Annotated in this window: 10 protein-coding genes; 8 read left to right on the plus strand and 2 right to left on the minus strand. The window is 64.4% G+C overall.

Annotation, left to right across the window (positions count from 1 at the left end):
* The first annotated feature begins 215 nt into the window (after positions 1 to 215).
* The 4 genes from JQ621_RS07740 (at position 216) to galE (ending at position 5,388) form a co-directional block, all read left to right on the plus strand.
* Positions 216 to 1,001 (plus strand): class I SAM-dependent methyltransferase, encoded by a 786-nt coding sequence (locus JQ621_RS07740; protein ID WP_212233864.1) that lies wholly within the window; start codon positions 216 to 218, stop codon positions 999 to 1,001.
* Positions 1,002 to 1,296: 295 nt separating this feature from the next.
* Positions 1,297 to 3,579, plus strand: coding sequence for a GumC family protein (locus JQ621_RS07745; protein WP_212233865.1), 2,283 nt, complete (start codon positions 1,297 to 1,299; stop codon positions 3,577 to 3,579).
* On the plus strand, positions 3,572 to 4,378 hold the full coding sequence (locus tag JQ621_RS07750) for a WecB/TagA/CpsF family glycosyltransferase (RefSeq protein ID WP_212233866.1): 807 nt from the start codon (positions 3,572 to 3,574) through the stop codon (positions 4,376 to 4,378). Before JQ621_RS07745 ends, JQ621_RS07750 begins: the two co-directional genes overlap by 8 nt.
* Positions 4,379 to 4,395: 17 nt before the next feature.
* Entirely contained in the window at positions 4,396 to 5,388 is a 993-nt protein-coding gene (gene galE / locus JQ621_RS07755; protein ID WP_212233867.1) for a UDP-glucose 4-epimerase GalE, read from the plus strand.
* Between the two features lie 13 nt (positions 5,389 to 5,401).
* On the opposite strand, the gene JQ621_RS07760 is transcribed toward galE, so the two are convergent.
* A complete protein-coding gene (locus JQ621_RS07760; protein WP_212233868.1) occupies positions 5,402 to 9,517 on the minus strand; it encodes a bifunctional diguanylate cyclase/phosphodiesterase in 4,116 nt (1,371 codons plus the stop codon).
* A gap of 294 nt (positions 9,518 to 9,811) precedes the next feature.
* Between JQ621_RS07760 and JQ621_RS07765 the strand changes: the two genes are divergently transcribed.
* Genes JQ621_RS07765 through JQ621_RS07775 form a run of 3 tightly spaced genes read left to right on the plus strand, consistent with a single transcriptional unit; the run spans position 9,812 to position 13,054 of the window.
* The gene (locus JQ621_RS07765; RefSeq protein ID WP_212233869.1) at positions 9,812 to 10,864 is read left to right on the plus strand and encodes an Ldh family oxidoreductase; all 1,053 of its coding nucleotides are present in this window, start codon (positions 9,812 to 9,814) and stop codon (positions 10,862 to 10,864) included.
* 21 nt (positions 10,865 to 10,885) lie between these two features.
* Positions 10,886 to 12,253: an LLM class flavin-dependent oxidoreductase gene (locus JQ621_RS07770; RefSeq protein ID WP_212233870.1), complete on the plus strand. Its 1,368-nt coding sequence runs from the start codon at positions 10,886 to 10,888 to the stop codon at positions 12,251 to 12,253.
* A 15-nt stretch (positions 12,254 to 12,268) separates the two neighbouring features.
* Positions 12,269 to 13,054 carry a fumarylacetoacetate hydrolase family protein gene (locus tag JQ621_RS07775; protein WP_212233871.1) on the plus strand — a complete coding sequence of 262 codons (786 nt, stop codon included), beginning with the start codon at positions 12,269 to 12,271 and terminating at the stop codon, positions 13,052 to 13,054.
* A 7-nt stretch (positions 13,055 to 13,061) separates the two neighbouring features.
* Here JQ621_RS07775 and JQ621_RS07780 read toward each other — a convergent pair whose 3' ends face one another.
* A complete protein-coding gene (locus tag JQ621_RS07780) occupies positions 13,062 to 13,517 on the minus strand; it encodes an Lrp/AsnC family transcriptional regulator (RefSeq protein WP_212233872.1) in 456 nt (151 codons plus the stop codon).
* 153 nt (positions 13,518 to 13,670) lie between these two features.
* Here JQ621_RS07780 and JQ621_RS07785 point away from each other — a divergent pair, with 153 nt between their 5' ends.
* Positions 13,671 to 17,102 (plus strand): indolepyruvate ferredoxin oxidoreductase family protein, encoded by a 3,432-nt coding sequence (locus tag JQ621_RS07785; protein WP_212233873.1) that lies wholly within the window; start codon positions 13,671 to 13,673, stop codon positions 17,100 to 17,102.
* The last annotated feature ends 95 nt before the right edge of the window (positions 17,103 to 17,197 follow it).

Consider the following 17,197-nt stretch of genomic DNA (forward strand, 5'->3'; position numbering starts at 1 on the left):
CGTGTTTTCCCAGCGAAATCCCTTGCGCATGCTACTGCAATTGGCGGTCCATCACGCGCTGGCGGCGCAACATGGACAATGCCGTAGTTAACGCGGGGTCTGATTAACCCGCCCGTAAGCACCGCGACCGGTGACGTCGCGCGGCACTGGATTTGCTCTTCGAGGTCGAGAGATTTTTCCTGTAAATTTGAATCGAACAAGCGCGGTCAGAGAACATGAACAAGAAAGCCACGATCGATTTCACGACAGCGACCAATGCTCCCGCACAGAGCCAGGCGCTCCTGGAGCTGGTCGCCGGTGAGGCCCGCGACAGCCTGCTCGGCGTTCACGAGGTGCTGCGCCGCGAGCTGCCACAAGGCCGTCTCGCGATCTACGAGGCCGGCGGCGGCTCCTCCAGCTTCCTGCCCATGGATGTGCTCAGCCGCAGCCACGTCACCGTCGTCGACATCGACGAGGATCAGGTCCGCAACAACACCTATGCGGACGAGGCGATTCTCGGCGACGTCCAGACCTATCGCTTCGGGCCCGAGACCTTCGACGTCGTGATCTGCTACAACGTGATCGAGCACCTGCCCGACGTCGAGGCGGCGCTCCTGAACTTCCGCGATGCGCTCAAGCACGGCGGCATGATCCTGATCGGCGCGCCCAATCCGCACTCGCTCTCCGGCGTCGTCACCAAATATTCGCCGCACTGGTTCCATGTCTGGTTCTACCGGAACATCCGCGGCATCAAGAACGCCGGCCAACCGGGCGAACCGCCGTTCCCGACCTACTTCCATCCGCTGGTGACGCTGTCGAAGCTCGAGGCGTTTGCGGCCGCCCACGGTCTCGATATGATCTACCGCCGTGAGGTCGAGAGCCCGCGCTACCCCGAGATGCGCCTGCGCAAGCCGCTGTTCGCCGCCCTTGTCGACGCCGCCGCAGCGGCGATGAACGCCGCGCTTCCGCGCGGCACTGATGTCCGCCGCGGCGATTATCACGTCATCCTGCGAAAGCGCTGAGGACCATGCGCGCGCAGACTGGCCGGCACGCTGGAAAGCCGCCTGCGCGCCCGCCAAAAGGCCGGCACGGTAACGAACTGTTAATCACTGAGGAACCGGCGCGCGGAGAGCGTCACAACGACACGGCACGAGGCCCTGCGCTTAAACGCTTTGTTTGCCATTTCGGTGAATAGTCCCTCAATGAGTATGGTTAATTTTCCCTGTTGCGTTGATGGCGCACCCATATCCCGGGTGCGAGGCGTAAAGCGAAGAGTAACCCCTCAGCCCGCGACCGTTGGAATGAAAGCTGGGGACTATGCTTGACTACAACCAGCCGATAGAGCGGGCCAGATCGGAGGCCCCGCAGCGGAGATCCGAGGCCAGCTTCAACGTGCTGGAGCTCGTCAATCTGCTGTGGCGGCACAAGATTGCGATTGCCTCCGCGGCGCTGATCGGCGCGTGTCTCGCCGTCAGCGCCGGCAAGAGCCTGACGCCCCGCTACACCGCGACGGCCCAGCTCTACGTCGACCCGCGAGAGCTTCAGCTCGTCGATCGCGAGCTCACGCCGCGCGCGCAGGACGTCTCCGGCATGTCCATGGTGGTGGAGAGCCAAGCGCGCCTGATCACCTCCAACAGCGTGCTGCTTCAGGTGATCCAGCAGACAGGGCTCGACAAGGATCCGGAATTCGGCGGAGGAGGCGATGGCAAGACCCTGACATCGTCACTGCTCGGCCTCTTCGGCCTCCAATTCCGCGCACCTTCCACCACCGAGGCCAAGGAGGTGCAGCTCGCTGCCCTCGACGCGCTGAACAAGCACATCACCATCCGCAAGACCGAAAAGAGCTTCATCGTCGACATCGAGGTCTGGTCGATCGATCCGGCCAAAGCGGCGATGCTCGCCAACACCCTGACCAACACCTACCTCGCGGAATCCCGCAACTCGCAGGCCGTGGCGGCGCGGCGTGCGACCAGCGAATTGTCGGGCCGGTTGAAGGAGCTGCGCGAGCGGCTGCGCACCGCTGAAACTGCGCTCGCTACCTACAAGGCCCAGAACAATTTCGTCGGCACCCAGGACTCGCTGATCTCCGATCAGCAGCTCTCCTCCAGCAATCAGCGCCTCTCCGCGGCCCGCGCAGCAACCATGGATGCGCAGGCGCGGCTGGACCAGATCGAGGCGAATAAGCGGACGGCGGCGGATGCCGGCGCCATCCCCGAGGCGCTGCAATCGCCGACGATCGCCAACCTGCGCGCGCAATATGCCGACGCCCGCAAGAAATACGCCGAGCAGACCGCCGAGCTCGGCCCGCGGCACCCGGCCCTGCGCCAGACCGAAAAGCAGGTCGAGGACCTCAAGCGGACCATCAGCGAGGAGATCGAGCGCTTCGCGCAGTCCGCCAAGAACGACTTGACGCGCGCCCGCGATTTCGAAGCTTCGCTCAACCGCGCGCTGGAGGTGCAGAAGCGGCAGAGCGTGCAGCTCAGCCAAGCCGCCGTGCGCCTGCGGGAGCTTGAGCGGGAGGCCGATGCCAGCCGCGACGTCTATCAATCCTTCCTCAAGCGCTCGCGCGAAACCGAGGAGCAGGAGACCCTGAACACCTCGGCCGCCCGAGTCATCGGCGAAGCCACGGTGCCGCAACGTCGCTCGTTCCCGCCGGCGATGAGCCTGTTCGCGATGATCGGCTTCCTCTTCGGTGGACTTGCCGCCGCCTGCTGGTTCGTCGCGGCCGAGCATCTGTTCAACGATACGGCGACGCCCGAACCCAACCGCCGCGAGCGCAGGCCGGCACCGGAGAGTACGAAGTCCCAGCCCGAAACCGCCGCGCCTGCGCCGGCGCTCGCGCTGGTCGAGAAGCCGCTGATCGCCAGGCTTCAGGAGGCCGACGTGATCCGCACGCTCGGCGCTATTCTCGCCACCGGCGGCGGGGTCGATCTGACGCGCATCGGCTGGCCGACGCTGCGTCCCGGATTTCCGCTGACCACGCTGCTCAACGCCTTGCGCGACATGCGCGCGGCGATGGTCCGCCGCGCCGGCGGCAAGACCATGCCGGTGATGGCCCTGGTCGGCGCCGGAGACGCCGCGCGGCGCAGCATGGTCACACTGAACGTCGCGCTTGCGGCGGCGCGCGACGGCAGCCGCGTCCTGCTGATCGATGCCGACCACCAAGCGCACCTGCTCTCAAACAAGGTCAGGCGCCCCACCAAGACGGATCCCGGCAAGATCAGCTGGCTCCCGGTCGGCCATAAGGCCCCGCGCGAGATCAAGACCGTCAACGGCATCTCGGTCCTGCCGGCGATCGAGAGCGATGCCGGCAAAGCCACCGATGCCATCCGCAAGGCGATCGCACAGGCACGCGCGGCCGGCGGCTATGACCTCGTGATTATCGACGGGCCCGCGCTGCCGCTGTCGGCCGCCGGCCGCAAATTGCTCGACAGCGCCGATGCGCTGGTGGCGGTGCTGCCGATCAGCCTCGGCATCAACGACAGCATGGAAGACATCCTGGCCGCGCTCGGTGGCGCCCAACGCAAGCTCGTTGGCGTCGTGCTCGACGAGCTCGCCCCTGCCACTCAAACGTGCCAGCGAGGCAAACAATATGCTTGAGCGCCGCGTCAATCTGGACGGGCGGGCCGCGACCGCCGACGTGCCACGAACCACCGTCGGCGGCCTTCGCATGGCCGTGCTCGACCTCGAAGCGACCGCCGATTTCATGATCGAAGCCACCGACCCGAGTCATCGCATCGGCCGCCCACTGTATCTGACGTCGGCCAATGGCGAAGTGCTGGCGCGCTGCTCGACCGAGCCGCAGACCGAACGCCTGTTTCGTGCCGCCGATCTGATCAATGCCGACGGTCAACCGCTGGTGGCAGCCTCGCGGCTGCAGTCCTGGTTTCCATTGCCGGAACGCGTCGCCACCACGGACCTGTTCCATATCGTCGCGCGAAAGGCGCAGGAGACCGGCCGCACCTTCTACATGCTCGGCGCCAGCGAGGAAGAGAACGCCACGGCGGTCAGACGCGTCCAGAATATGTACCCGAACCTCAAGATCGTCGGATACAGCCACGGCTACCTCCGTGGCGATGCGCTGCGCGCCAAGGTCGAGGAGATCAACGCACTGGCGCCGGATTTCCTCTGGGTCGCGCTCGGCGTGCCCTCGGAGCAGGCCTTCGTGGAGGAATACACGCCGCTGCTGACCAATGTCGGCGTCATCAAGACGTCCGGCGGTCTGTTCAACTTTCTGTCGGGCAGTCGTTCCCGTGCGCCGAAATGGATGCAGAAGGTCGGACTTGAATGGGCCTGGCGCACGTGGCTCGAGCCGCGCCGCCTGTTCTGGCGCTATTTGACCACGAACCCCCGCGCGATCTATCTTCTCTTCAGCCGCAACCGGCCTTCCAATCGCTGAAAGAGTAGAAAAGCGACATGACCGATCGACCGACTGTCCTTGTCACGGGAGGCGCGGGCTATATCGGCTCGCACGCCTGCCGCGCCCTCACTGCGGCCGGCTATCGCCCCGTCGTTTATGACAATCTCACGACCGGTCATCGCAGCTTCGTCGCCGGGGAGTTGGTGACGGGCGATCTACTCGATGGCGCGACGCTTGCGCGCGCCTTTGCCGACCACAAGGTCACGTCGGTGATGCATTTCGCGGCAGCCAGCCTCGTCGGCGAGTCCATGACCGACCCGCAGAAATACTACATCAACAACGTCCAGGGCACGCTGTCGCTGCTCCAGGCGATGCGCAACGCGGGCTGCCACCGCATCGTGTTCTCCTCGACCGGTGCGGTCTATGGCAATGCCGATTCCAAGGCGCTGCCCGAGGATTTTCCCTGCGCGCCGATCAACCCCTACGGGGCTTCGAAGTGGATGATCGAGCGCATGCTCGGCGACTACCGCGCGGCATACGGCTTCGGTGCATTCTGTCTGCGCTATTTCAATGCCAGCGGCGCCGATCCGGCCGGCGGCATCGGCGAATTGCGTGACAACGAGACGCATCTCATTCCGCGCGCCATGATGGCGCTGCAGGGCCATGTCGAATTCGCCGTGTTCGGCGACGATTACGACACGCCCGACGGCACCGCGATCCGCGACTACATCCACGTCACCGACCTCGCGGCGGCGCATGTCGCGGCGCTGAAGCTGCTCGAAACCGGACATGCCGGCGGCAGCTTCAATCTCGGCACCGGCGCGGGCTTCTCGGTGCGCGAGATTCTCACCGCGATCAAGCAGGAGACCGGGCGCGAAGTGCCGCACACCGTCAAGCCCCGCCGCGCCGGCGATCCGACCTATCTCGTTGCCGATCCCTCGGCTGCGCGAAAGGTGCTGGACTTCGTGCCGCGCCATTCCGACCTCGCCACGGTGATCCGCACCGCCTGGGCCTGGCACCAGAAAGCCCATCCGTTCAAATCGCGTTAGGCGATCGCAGCCGTCAGACGACGGCGCGCTTGCGCGGCGGAGCGTCGGCTTCAGCCTCGACCACATCGGTCTCCGGCTGGAGGGGCGGCGCGACGGGCAGTTCAACCGGCCGCAACAGTTCGGCCATCTGCTTCGCCGGCAACGGCTTGGCGATCAGAAAGCCCTGCATCTCGTCACAGCCATGGGTACGCAGGAATGCCTCCTGCTCGGCGTTCTCGACGCCCTCGGCCACCACGGTCATGCCGAGCGCCTTGCCCATGCTGATGATCGCCTGTGCAATCGCCTGGTCCTCCGAATCGTGCGGCAGGTCGCGTACGAACGAGCGGTCGATCTTGATCGTGTCGATCGGGAAATGCTTCATCAGCGACATCGACGAATAGCCGGTGCCGAAATCGTCGATGGCAAGCCTGATACCGCGGCTCTGAATGGCGTCGAGCACCTTCAGCGCGCGTCCGACATTGCGCATCATCATACTCTCGGTGACCTCGAGTTGGAGCAGCACCGGCGACATGCCGGAGGCCGCCAGGGCTTCGTCGACATCCCGCAACAAATGCTCGTCGGCAAACTGGCGGGGCGACAGGTTCACCGCCATAGACACTGGCAGCAGGCCGCGGCGCTGCCAGGCCATCGCCTGCGCGCAGGCCTCGTTCAACACCCAGCGGCCGATCGGCACGATCAGGCCGGTCTCTTCCGCGAGCGGAATGAACTGCGCCGGCGAGACGCTACCGAGATCGGGATGGTTCCAGCGCAACAGCGCCTCGACGCCGGTGATCTGGCCCGTCTCCATGTCGACCTTGGGCTGATAGTTCAGCGAGAACTGCTCCCGTTCGAGCGCCCGGCGCAACGCGCTTTCGAGCGACAAACGCTCGATCGACTGCGTCTTCACTTCCTTGGAGAAGAAGCGATAACCGTTCTTGCCGTCTTCCTTGGCCAGATACATCGCCATGTCGGCATTCTTGGTCAGCGTCTGCGCGTCGGCACCGTTGGCCGGATACATCGCGATGCCGATCGACGCCGTGGTGTGGCACTCGTGGCCGGCGAGTTCCATGGGCTCGGAGAGCGCCTTCAACAAGCCGGTCGCGATGCGCTGGACGTCGTCGATCTCGCCGCACCGGTCGAGAATGACAACGAATTCGTCGCCTCCGAGGCGCGCCACAACGTCGCGGGCCCGCAGCGTACCGCGCAGGCGGTTGGCCACTTCGAGCAGCAGCAGGTCTCCGGCCTCATGACCCAACGAATCGTTGATGACCTTGAAACGATCGAGATCGATGAACAGCACGGCAAATTGGCGATCGTGGCGCTGGGCTTCCTCGATCGCCTCTCGCAGCAGCCCGTTGAAGGTCTCGCGATTGGGCAGATCGGTCAAGCTGTCGTGCGAGGCGAGATATTCGATGCGCTCGTCCGCCTCGTTTTTTGCGTCGGCACGATCGAAATTCTCCATCGCAAAGGAGACGTTGTCGGCAAGACGCTGCAGCAGTTCGACGAATTCCGGCGTGAAGGTCTCCTGTTCGGTCGACATGTAAATCATGACACCGACGGCCTGATCATGCGTGACGAGCGGGAATGCGGCGCCGGAGCGCGCGCCGTCACCCTGCACAAGGGCGTGGAATATGCGAACACGGTCATCGCTCAGGTAGTCATTGATGATGCAGGGCTGGCGCGTCCGAAACGCGGTACCGCTCATACCGCGTCCTTCGGGACGCCCGGCATCGATGGACAGACGGACGTTGCGCGTGGTGTCGGCGGACGGACCGGCAGACGCGACGATCTCGAGATGGTCGCTGCCGGCCTTGAGCAGTGCAACCGTGGTCGAGGTGAACTTGGCCCCACTGGAGACGGCGCGGCAGACAAGGTCGAACAGATCGGCACGCGACTTCGCGCGCATGATCGCCTCGTTCGTGGCGCTCAATGCCGCGAACATGCGGGTCAGCCGCTCCTTCTGCGCCTCGGTGCGCGCCTTTTCCTCGGCACGATCAAAATTGTCGAGGGCGAACGATACGTTCTCGGCCAGGCGCCCGAGCAGCTCGACCAGATCGGGCGTAAACGTGTCTTCTTCCGGCGCGAGGAAGAGCAGAATGCCGATCGGCTCCTGGCCCGCCCGCAGCAGCGGGAAACTGGCCGCCGCCCGGGTCTCGTCCTCCGCGGCCTTGGCGTGCCAGTTCGCCGCTCGCTGGTCATGGAGATAGTCGTTGATCACGCTGGGTCGTCGCGTGCGCAGCGACATCCCGATCACTCCCTGCCCGTCGGGATGATCGGCAGAAACATTGCAATAACGTCCCGCCATGCGCTCCTGGAGCCGCCCCTTGACCGCGACGACACGAACGAGCTCGCGCTTTTCGTCCAAAAGCCCGATCGTGGCGGACGCAAAGACACCACCGAGCACGGCCGCCTTGCACGCCACTTCGAACAGCTCTTCGCGGCTCTTGGCACGCATGATGGCTTCGTTCGTGGCGCTCAGCGCCTCGAACATGCCACTGAGCCGGTTGCGCTGCTTGTCGGCCTTCGCCTTCTCGTCGGCGCGGTCGAAGTTTTCGAGAGCAAAGGCAACGTTGGCCTGGAGCTTTCGCAGCAGCTCGACGAATTCATCCGTAAATGTGCCGCGCTCCGCGGAGTTGAACAGGAACACGCCCTCGACCCGGTCCCCATTGAGCAGGGGCAGCGCCGCCGATGACGCGATGCCGTTGCGGCGAGCGCTGGCATGCCATGGCGCGATGCGGTCGTCGGCCAGCACGTCGTTGCTGATCGCAGGCTGGCGTGTGCGGAACGCGGTGCCGGTGAGCCCGCGACCTTCGGGCACCTGATCCGACGTCGCGAATTTTAAGTTGCGAACCTGGTCCGCGTTCGGCCCATAGCTGGCGACGACGCGCAGCTGCTCGGCGCCTTGATCGACCAACGCGATGTTGGCCGAGGTGAACTTGGCACCCTTCGCTGTTGCCTCGCAAACGAGGTCGAACAGTTCCGATCGCGACCGCGCGTGCAGGATAGCCTCGTTTGTTGCGCTGAGCGCTGCATACATGCGCGCCAGGCGCTCTTCTTCTGCCGTGATCCTGGCTTTTTCTGCCTCCCGGGCGAAATTGTCGATGGCGAAGCATACGTTCTCGGCGATGCGCAGCATGAGCGCAACGATCTCCTCGTCCTTGGCCCATGAACGACTGAGGAAAGACAGGATGACGCCGATGCTCTGGCCCTGCCTGATCAACGGAGCCGCAATGCACGCCGATACACCGGTCACCAGGTTCACTTGCTCCCAAGGCGTTCCCTTGGTGCGGCTGACGAGATCGCGCTCGACCCAGGGCTGCTGCGACCGGAAAACCTGGCCCGCGATGCCGCGGCCGAAGGGATCATCAGCGTCGGCGGAGTAGCGTGCCTGGGCCACGAGATCGAGGTTCTGACCGGTTCCCGCAACCGGTTTGAGCCAGTTGGAATCGGCCTCCTTGAGCAGGACGTACGTCGCGAGCGACTTGCCGCCATGCACGGAGGCGTCGCACACCATCTGATACATCTCGCGCTCCGTCTTGGCGCGCAGGATCGCCTCGTTGGTCGCGCTCAGCGCACCGAACATGCGGTTCAGGCGGCGCGTCGCGCGCTCGCCAGCCTGGCGCGCGGTTTCGCGGGCGAAGTTCTCGATCGCGTATGAGATGTTGGCCGACATGCGCTCGAACAGCGAGACCATTTGCGCGGCGAGCGAGCCGGCCTCGCGGCGAGTGACGAGCAATATGCCGATACTCTTGCCGTCGCGGAGGAGCGGCAGCGCTGCAGCCGCGCCGATACCCGCCTTCGCCGCCCCTTCGCGCCATGCCAGCGAGCGCGGATCGTTCAGGTAATCGTTGCTGATGCAGAGCTTTTGGCTCCGGAAGGCCTCGCCGCCGACGCCTGAGCCTTCCGGCGTTCCCTCAACCGTTGTGATGTCGATTGTACTCAGCCGCTTGACGTCGTCGCCGCACCCGGCGGCAAAGCGCAGCCGTCGGCCGTCCGGCTCCACGAGGAACACGGCAACGGCCATGAAGTCCCCGCTCGAAAACCCGGCGTCGCAGACCTTCTGGTACAGCTCTTCCGGCGATTTCGCGTAGAGGATCGCTTCATTAATGGCGCTCAACGCCGCAAAGGTGCGCGCGAGTGTCGTCGACACGATCTCAACTCCCGGGCATTTCTGCCGATCTATCCCGGGCGCTTTATGAACGGAGATCGCCTAAGTGGTCGTTATTGCACCTTGGAAACCAGCGATCAGAGTGAACGAGCTGCGAATGATCGGAACAAAACAGCCGAGAATACCGCTGGGCGGGACGAATCTACGACCAAAGGCGCGCTCTCTTAACGAATTTGCAGCCCTGTATTGGTTTACGGGAGATTGATATCGCAGCCCCGCTTTGAAACGATGGCCCAACGAACGGCCCATTGAGGGCACCAAAGCCGAGGGAACGCCATGCCGATCGTCAGGGCCGACCGCCTCACGCGCGTCAGCGCTGCGCTGCTCCGTGCCGCCGGCGCTTCGGAGGAAGAAGCCGACGCCGTCGCCATCGGCTGCGTCAACGCCAATCTCGCCGGCCATGACTCCCACGGCGTAATCGCCATTCCGACCTATATCGACCGCATCAAGGCCGGCCACATCGTCCCCGGCGCGACATGGACCATTGTCCAGGAATCCCCGACCACGACGGTGATCGACGGCCATTGGGGCTTTGGCTTCCACGTCAACGCGAAGGCGATGGCGCTGACCATCGAGAAGGCAAAGACGTCGAATGTCGCCGCCTGCACCGTATTCCGACAAAGCCATGTCGGCCGCCTCGCCGCCTATCCGCTGATGGCGATGCAGGAAGGCATGATCGGAATTGCGACAGCCGATTCCGGGCGCTCGCCAAAACACGTCGCGCCGTTCGGCGGCAAGGAAGCACGACTCGGCACCAACCCGATCTCGATTGCGGTGCCGTCCGATCTCGATGCGCCCTTCTACCTGGACATGGCGACCTCGGCGGTCGCGGCCGGCAAGATCCAGCTCGCGGTGGCGCGCGGCGAGGAGATCCCCACCGGGTGGATCATCGATGCCGAGGGACGGCACACCACCGATCCGACGCAATATCGCAAGGGCGGCGCGCTGCTGCCGCTCGGCGGCACCGAGGGCTACAAGGGCAGCGGTCTTGCCGCGATGGTCGAGATACTCTGCGGCCTGCTCACCGGGCTCGGCTTCGGCGTCGAGCCGACGGGGCGGCACAACGACGGATGCTTCATGGCGGTGTTCAACGTCGCCGCCTTCCGCCCGCTGAAGGAGTTCAAGCGCGAGGTCGCGGAATTTGCGCGATACCTGAAATCGACGCCGCCGTCCGAGGGCAGCAAGGGCGTCTACTATCCCGGCGAGCTCGAAGGCCTGCGCGAGCAGCAGCGCCTGCGCGACGGCATCGAGGTCGAGGATGCGACCTGGGAGAAGCTGCGCGCGCTGGCGCGCGAATACCGGCTCGATACCGTCCTCGATCTGTCCTGAAGCAATCCGGAGAACACCAGTATGAACAGGCAGATGGTCCTGGTCGGCTTCCTTCAGGCGCAGAACTGCACGAACTTGCCGAGCTCGTGGCGACATCCGGACTCGCGCCCGGATTCCATGTCGGCGGACTATTACCAGGAGATAGCCCGGATCCTGGAAGCCGGCAAATTCCACATGGCGTTCTTCGACGATCGCCTGGCGATGCCGGACCGCTACGGCAACGACCACGCTCACACTGTCGAATACGGCATCCGGTGCGTGAAGATGGACCCGCTGATCGTGCTGACCACGATGGGCCTGGTCACCGACAAGCTTGGCCTAGGGGCAACCTGCTCGACCACCTATTACGAGCCGTTCGATGTCGCGCGCCGTTTTGCGACGCTGGATTTGATGTCGGGCGGTCGCGCGGGCTGGAACGTCGTGACCTCCCTCAATGACGGCGAAGCCCTCAACATGGGGCGAGACTCCCATCCCGAACATGATTCCCGCTACGACAAGGCCGACGAGTTCATGGAGGTCGTGCTCGGCCATTGGGACACCTGGGAGGACGGCGCGCTCATCATGGACAAGACGAGCGGCCGCTTTGCCGATCCGACCAAGGTGAAGCGGCTCGACCACAAGGGCCCGTCCTACAAGTCGCGCGGACCGTTCACCGTGCCGCGTTCGGACCAGGGGCACCCCGTCATCATCCAGGCCGGCGCGTCCGGCCGCGGGCAGCGTTTTGCCGGACGCTGGGGCGAGGTGATCTTCACCGCCGCGCGCAATCTTCAGGGCGCCAAGGAAGGCTATGCGTCCGTGCGCAACGAGGCCGCGAAGGTCGGCCGCGACCCTGACCAGATGTTCCTGTGCAATCTGACGACGCCCGTGTGCGCCGCGACCAAATCCGAAGCCGAAGACAAGATGGCGCTGATCAACAAGCTGCCGCTGGAGATCGACGCACTGTCGCTGCTCGCCGAAGCGCTCAACTACGACTTCGCGTCCAAGCATCTCGACGAGCCGCTGACGACGGAGGAATTGAAGAGCATGCAGGGTATTCTCGGCATCCGCGACGGCGTGCTGAAAAATTCCGGCAAGAGCAATCCCAGCGCACGCGACTTCGTCACCTTCTCCGGCCGCGGCCAGGTGCACGACGCCATGGTCGGCGGTCCCAAGGAGATCGCGGACAGGCTGGAAGAGATGTTCGTCGAGCGCGGCTGCGACGGCTTTGTCATCGCGGCCACTTACGTGCCCGGCTCCTACGCAGACTTCGTGCGACATGTTGTGCCGGAATTGCAGCGGCGCGGCCTGTTCCAGAAGGAGTATCGCGGCAAGACGCTGCGGGAAAATCTCGGCTTGAAGCGTCCGGCCGCCGGCGCCTGGAAAATAAAGCCGCGCGATGCCGCTAGATAACAACGAGGACAGAATATGCGCTGGCTGAAATTCACCGCCTCCGGCAAAACCTGCTGGGGACTCATTGAAGGCGACCAGGTGATCGCGGTCGAAGGCGATCCCTTCGGCCAATGGCGGCGGACGTCGCATACGCATCCGCTGTCGCAGGTCAAGATCGAGCTGCCGTTGATCCCACGCACCTTTTATTGCGTCGGCCTGAATTACCTCAAGCATCTGAAGGAAGCCGCCGACAAGGCCGGTACCGTGCCGGCCGTGCCTGACCGCCCCGAGATCGGCTACCGCGCGCAGAACGCGCTGATCGCGCACGACGAGGATGTCGTGATCCCGTCCTTCGCGACCGAGAAGGTCCATTACGAGGGCGAGCTTGCCGTCGTCATCGGCAAGAAGGTGAAGCATCTGACCGAAGCGAACGCGCTGGATTGCGTGTTCGGCTACACCATCGGCAACGACGTCAGCGAACGCAGCTGGCAGAAAGCCGACCGCAGCCTGTGGCGCTCGAAGAACGCCGATACATTCAAGCCGATGGGACCGTGGATCGAGACCGAGGCCGATCTCGCCACGATGGAGACAATCGTCCGCGTCAACGGCACGGAGACCAACCGCTTCGCGACCGGCGACATGATCTTTGGCGTGGTGCCGTTCCTGGTCGAGCTGACCAGATATTTCACGCTGTGGCCGGGCGATGTGATCTGGATGGGCACCGATGGCGCCTCGCCCGACATCAAGCACGGCGACGTCGTGGAGATCGAGATCACCGGCGTCGGCACCTTGCGCAACAGATTTGTGCGGGAGGGGCAGTAAGCACGTCTCAAAACGGCAGCGCCACGCTGGTCTTGATCTCCTTCAGCACCACGTTGCTGCGGACGTAGCGGATGCCCGGAATGCGGAACATGAACTCGTCGAGGAAGCGGTTGTAGGCCGCCATGTCCTGCACGACGACACGCAAGTGGTAGTCAGCGTCACCCGTTGTTGCAAAACACTCCAGCACCTCGCGACGCTTGGTGACGCGCGAGACGAACTCATCAACGAACTTGGCGTCGTGCCGCTCGAGCGAGACATGGAGGATGGCCGACATGGCAAATCCGGCCTGCTCGCGCGCCACCAGTGCCGCATACCCGCGGATGACGCCGCTTTCCTCCAGCGCACGCACCCGGCGCCAGCAGGCCGAGGTGGACATGCCGACCTCGTCGGCGAGCTGCTGGTTGGTGGCGCGGCCATCCTTCTGGAGGTGGGCAAGAATCCGCGTGTCCTGGTCTTCAATCATCGAGAGCCCTCAAATTGATTGATTCTACCATAATTATATCTTTATCGCAAAAATCTACCGTATTTCGCATCCTGATGGGATAAATAGGTAGATCTTACCAGCGCCTCAGGCTTACCCTTCGCCTCTCGGCAAGGATGCCGCGCGAGGTCCACCATGGACGCCATTCCGTCACTCGACGCCTACGAGCTTTCCGACCGCTACGACCGCGAGGAGGGCCGCGTCTTCCTCACAGGCACGCAAGCGATCGTCCGGATCGTGCTCGACCAGGTCAGGCGCGACCGCGCCGCAGGGCTCGACACCGCCGGCTTCATCTCCGGTTATCGCGGCTCGCCGCTCGGCGGCATTGATCTCGAACTCTGGCGCATCCAGGAGCGGCTGCAGCGGGACCGCATCGAATTTCTCCCCGCCGTCAACGAAGATCTCGCCGCCACCGCGGTGCTCGGCTCGCAGCAGGTCGAGACGCAGACCGAGCGCGAAGTCGATGGCGTTTTCGGGCTCTGGTACGGCAAGGGCCCCGGCGTCGACCGATCCGGCGATGCGCTCAAGCACGGCAACGCCTATGGTTCCTCGCCGCACGGCGGCGTGCTGGTGGTCGCCGGCGACGACCATGGCTGCGTATCGTCGTCGATGCCGCACCAGTCCGATGTTGCGTTCATGAGCTGGTTCATGCCGACGCTGCATCCTGCCAGCGTCGATGAATATCTGGCGTTCGGCGAATATGGCTACGCGCTGAGCCGCTTCTCCGGCATGTGGGTCGGCTTCAAGGCGATCTCGGAGATCGTGGAGTCAGGAGCCTCCGTCGCGTTGCACCCGCCGCGCCTCTTCCGCACACCTGACTTCACGCCCCCGCCCGGCGGACTGCACTATCGCTGGCCCGATCTGCCGGGTCCGCAAATCGAGGAACGGCTGGAGGCGAAGAAGCACGCCGTCTACGCGTTCGCCAAGGCCAATCCGATCGATCGCCACATCTACGATATTCCAAACGCCACCTACGGCATCGTCACGACCGGCAAGGCGCATCTCGATTTGATGGAAGCTCTGCGGCTGATGGACCTCGATGAGGCCGCCTGTCGCAGCCTCGGTATCGACATCTACAAGGTCGGCATGGTCTGGCCGCTGGCGCTTCATGACGCGATGGACTTCGTGAAGGGCAAACGCGAGATCCTCGTGGTCGAGGAGAAGCGCGGCATCATCGAGAGCCAGTTCAAGGAGTATTTCTACGATTATCCCGGCGCCAAGCCCGAGCGCATGGTCGGCAAGCACGATGAGCGAGGAGCGCGGCTGATCTCGTGGATCGGCGAATTATCGCCGCGCGCACTCGCGTCCGTGCTGGCGCGCCGTCTTGATCCTATGTTTCCGGGCCTCGATCTTGCCGCGCGCGCCGCGGCGCTTCTGCCGGAGGCCGAGCGCACCATCAACGTCGCAGGCGCGACGCGCACGCCCTATTTCTGCTCCGGCTGTCCGCACAATACCTCCACCAAAGTGCCCGAGGGATCGAAGGCGTTGGCCGGCATCGGCTGCCATTTCATGGCGAGCTGGATGGACCGCGAGACTTCCTCGCTGATCCAGATGGGCGGTGAGGGCGTGAACTGGGCCGCATCGTCGCGTTTCACCGGCCACAAGCACGTGTTCCAGAATCTCGGCGAAGGCACCTACTATCACTCCGGCTCGATGGCGATCCGGCAGGCGATCGCCGCCAGGGCCAACATCACCTACAAGATTCTGTTCAACGACGCGGTCGCCATGACCGGCGGCCAGCCGGTCGACGGTCCCGTCAGCGTGCATGCCATCGCGCACAGCGTGCGCGCGGAGGGCGTGGCCCGCATCGCCCTGGTGTCTGACGATCCCGCGCAGTTTTCTCCTGCGGACCTGCCCAGCGGCGTCACCATCCATCCGCGCGAAGAGATGGACGCCGTACAGCGCGAACTGCGTGACGTCTCCGGCGTCTCTGTGCTGATCTACCAGCAGACCTGCGCCACAGAGAAGCGACGCCGCCGCAAGCGCGGGCAGATGGCCGACCCAAAGCGCTTTGCTTACATCAACGACCTCGTCTGCGAAGGCTGCGGCGATTGCTCGGTCGAATCCAATTGCCTCAGCGTCGAGCCGAAGGAGACGCCGTTCGGCCGCAAGCGCCAGATCAATCTGTCAGCCTGCAACAAGGATTTTTCCTGCCTCAACGGCTTCTGCCCGAGTTTCGTCACCGTCGAAGGTGCGACGCGCCGCAAGAAGAACGCGAGCCAGATCGACGCAGTCGGCCGCGCCGCAACGCTTTCTCTCCCAGCGCTTGCAACGCTCGACCGTCCCTATGATCTGCTGGTGACCGGCGTCGGCGGTACCGGCGTGATCACCGTCGGCGCGCTGATCGGCATGGCCGCACATCTGGAACGCCGCGGTGTCTCGGTGCTGGACTTTACCGGCTTTGCCCAGAAGTTCGGACCAGTCCTGAGCTACATCCGCCTGGCCGCATCACCCGAAACGCTCCACCAGGTCCGCATCGACCAGGGCGCGGCCGATGCGCTGATCGGCTGCGACCTCGTCGTCAGCTCCTCGCCGAAGGCATCCGGCACCTATCGCCGCGGCACGCGGGCAGCCGTCAACAGCGCCCAGATGCCGACCGGCGATGTCGTGCGTTTTCGCGACGCCGATCTCGCCGCCCCTGCCCGCCTGCGCGCGATCCGCCAGGTTGTCGGCAACGACAATCTCGACACCATCAACGCGAATGCGCTGGCCGAACGGCTGCTTGGCGACGCGGTCTATGCCAACATCATCATGCTGGGCTTTGCCTGGCAGCGCGGATTGGTTCCGGTCTCGCTATCGGCCCTGCTGCGTGCGATCGAGCTCAATGGCGTCGCGGTCGACCGCAACAAGCAGGCCTTTGCATGGGGCCGGATCGCCGCCGCCGATCCCGACTTCCTGCCGAAGACGGACGAGGCTGCCAAGGCCGAGACGCTCGACCAGTTGATCAACCGCCGCGCCGATTTCCTGGCGTCCTATCAGGACAAGGCCTACGCAGCGCGCTATCGGTCAACGGTCGAGAAGGTCCGCAATGCCGAAGCTGCCCTCAACAGCGAGGCGCTGACCGAAGCGGTCGCACGGTCCCTGTTCAAGCTGATGGCTTACAAGGACGAATACGAAGTGGCCCGCCTGCACATGCGGAGCGGCTTCCTCGATGAGCTGAGGCGTGAATTCGAGGACGGCTTCAGCGTCCAGTATCACCTCGCGCCGCCCTTCCTGCCGTCCGGCCGCGATGCCCGCGGTCGGCCGCGCAAGCGCGCTTTCGGCCAGTGGATCCAGATGCCCCTCGCGATGCTGGCGCGGCTCAAGGTTTTGCGCGGAACGGTGTTCGATCCGTTCAGCTACATGGCCGAGCGTCGCACCGAGCGCGAGCTGATCGCCTGGTATGAGGAACTGATCGCCACCATCCTTCGTCGGTTGGACGCGGCCACCCTGCCCGATCTCCTCGCGCTTGCGAAGGCCCCGATGGAGATCCGTGGTTATGGGCCGGTCAAGGATGCGGCCATCGCCAAGGTGAAGTCGGATATCGAGGCCCGACTGGCCGAGCCGAAGTCGGCCCGGGCGGCCTGAAGGCCCTACATCCCCGAAAATGAGGACAGGCGCGGCAACCGGATCGCGATAAGCTCGGCTGTCATCTTCACCGACGGGGAAGCCCCATGGAACGT

Origin of the sequence: Bradyrhizobium manausense (assembly GCF_018129685.1) — a bacterium.
GTDB classification, from domain to species: Bacteria; Pseudomonadota; Alphaproteobacteria; order Rhizobiales; family Xanthobacteraceae; genus Bradyrhizobium; species Bradyrhizobium manausense_D.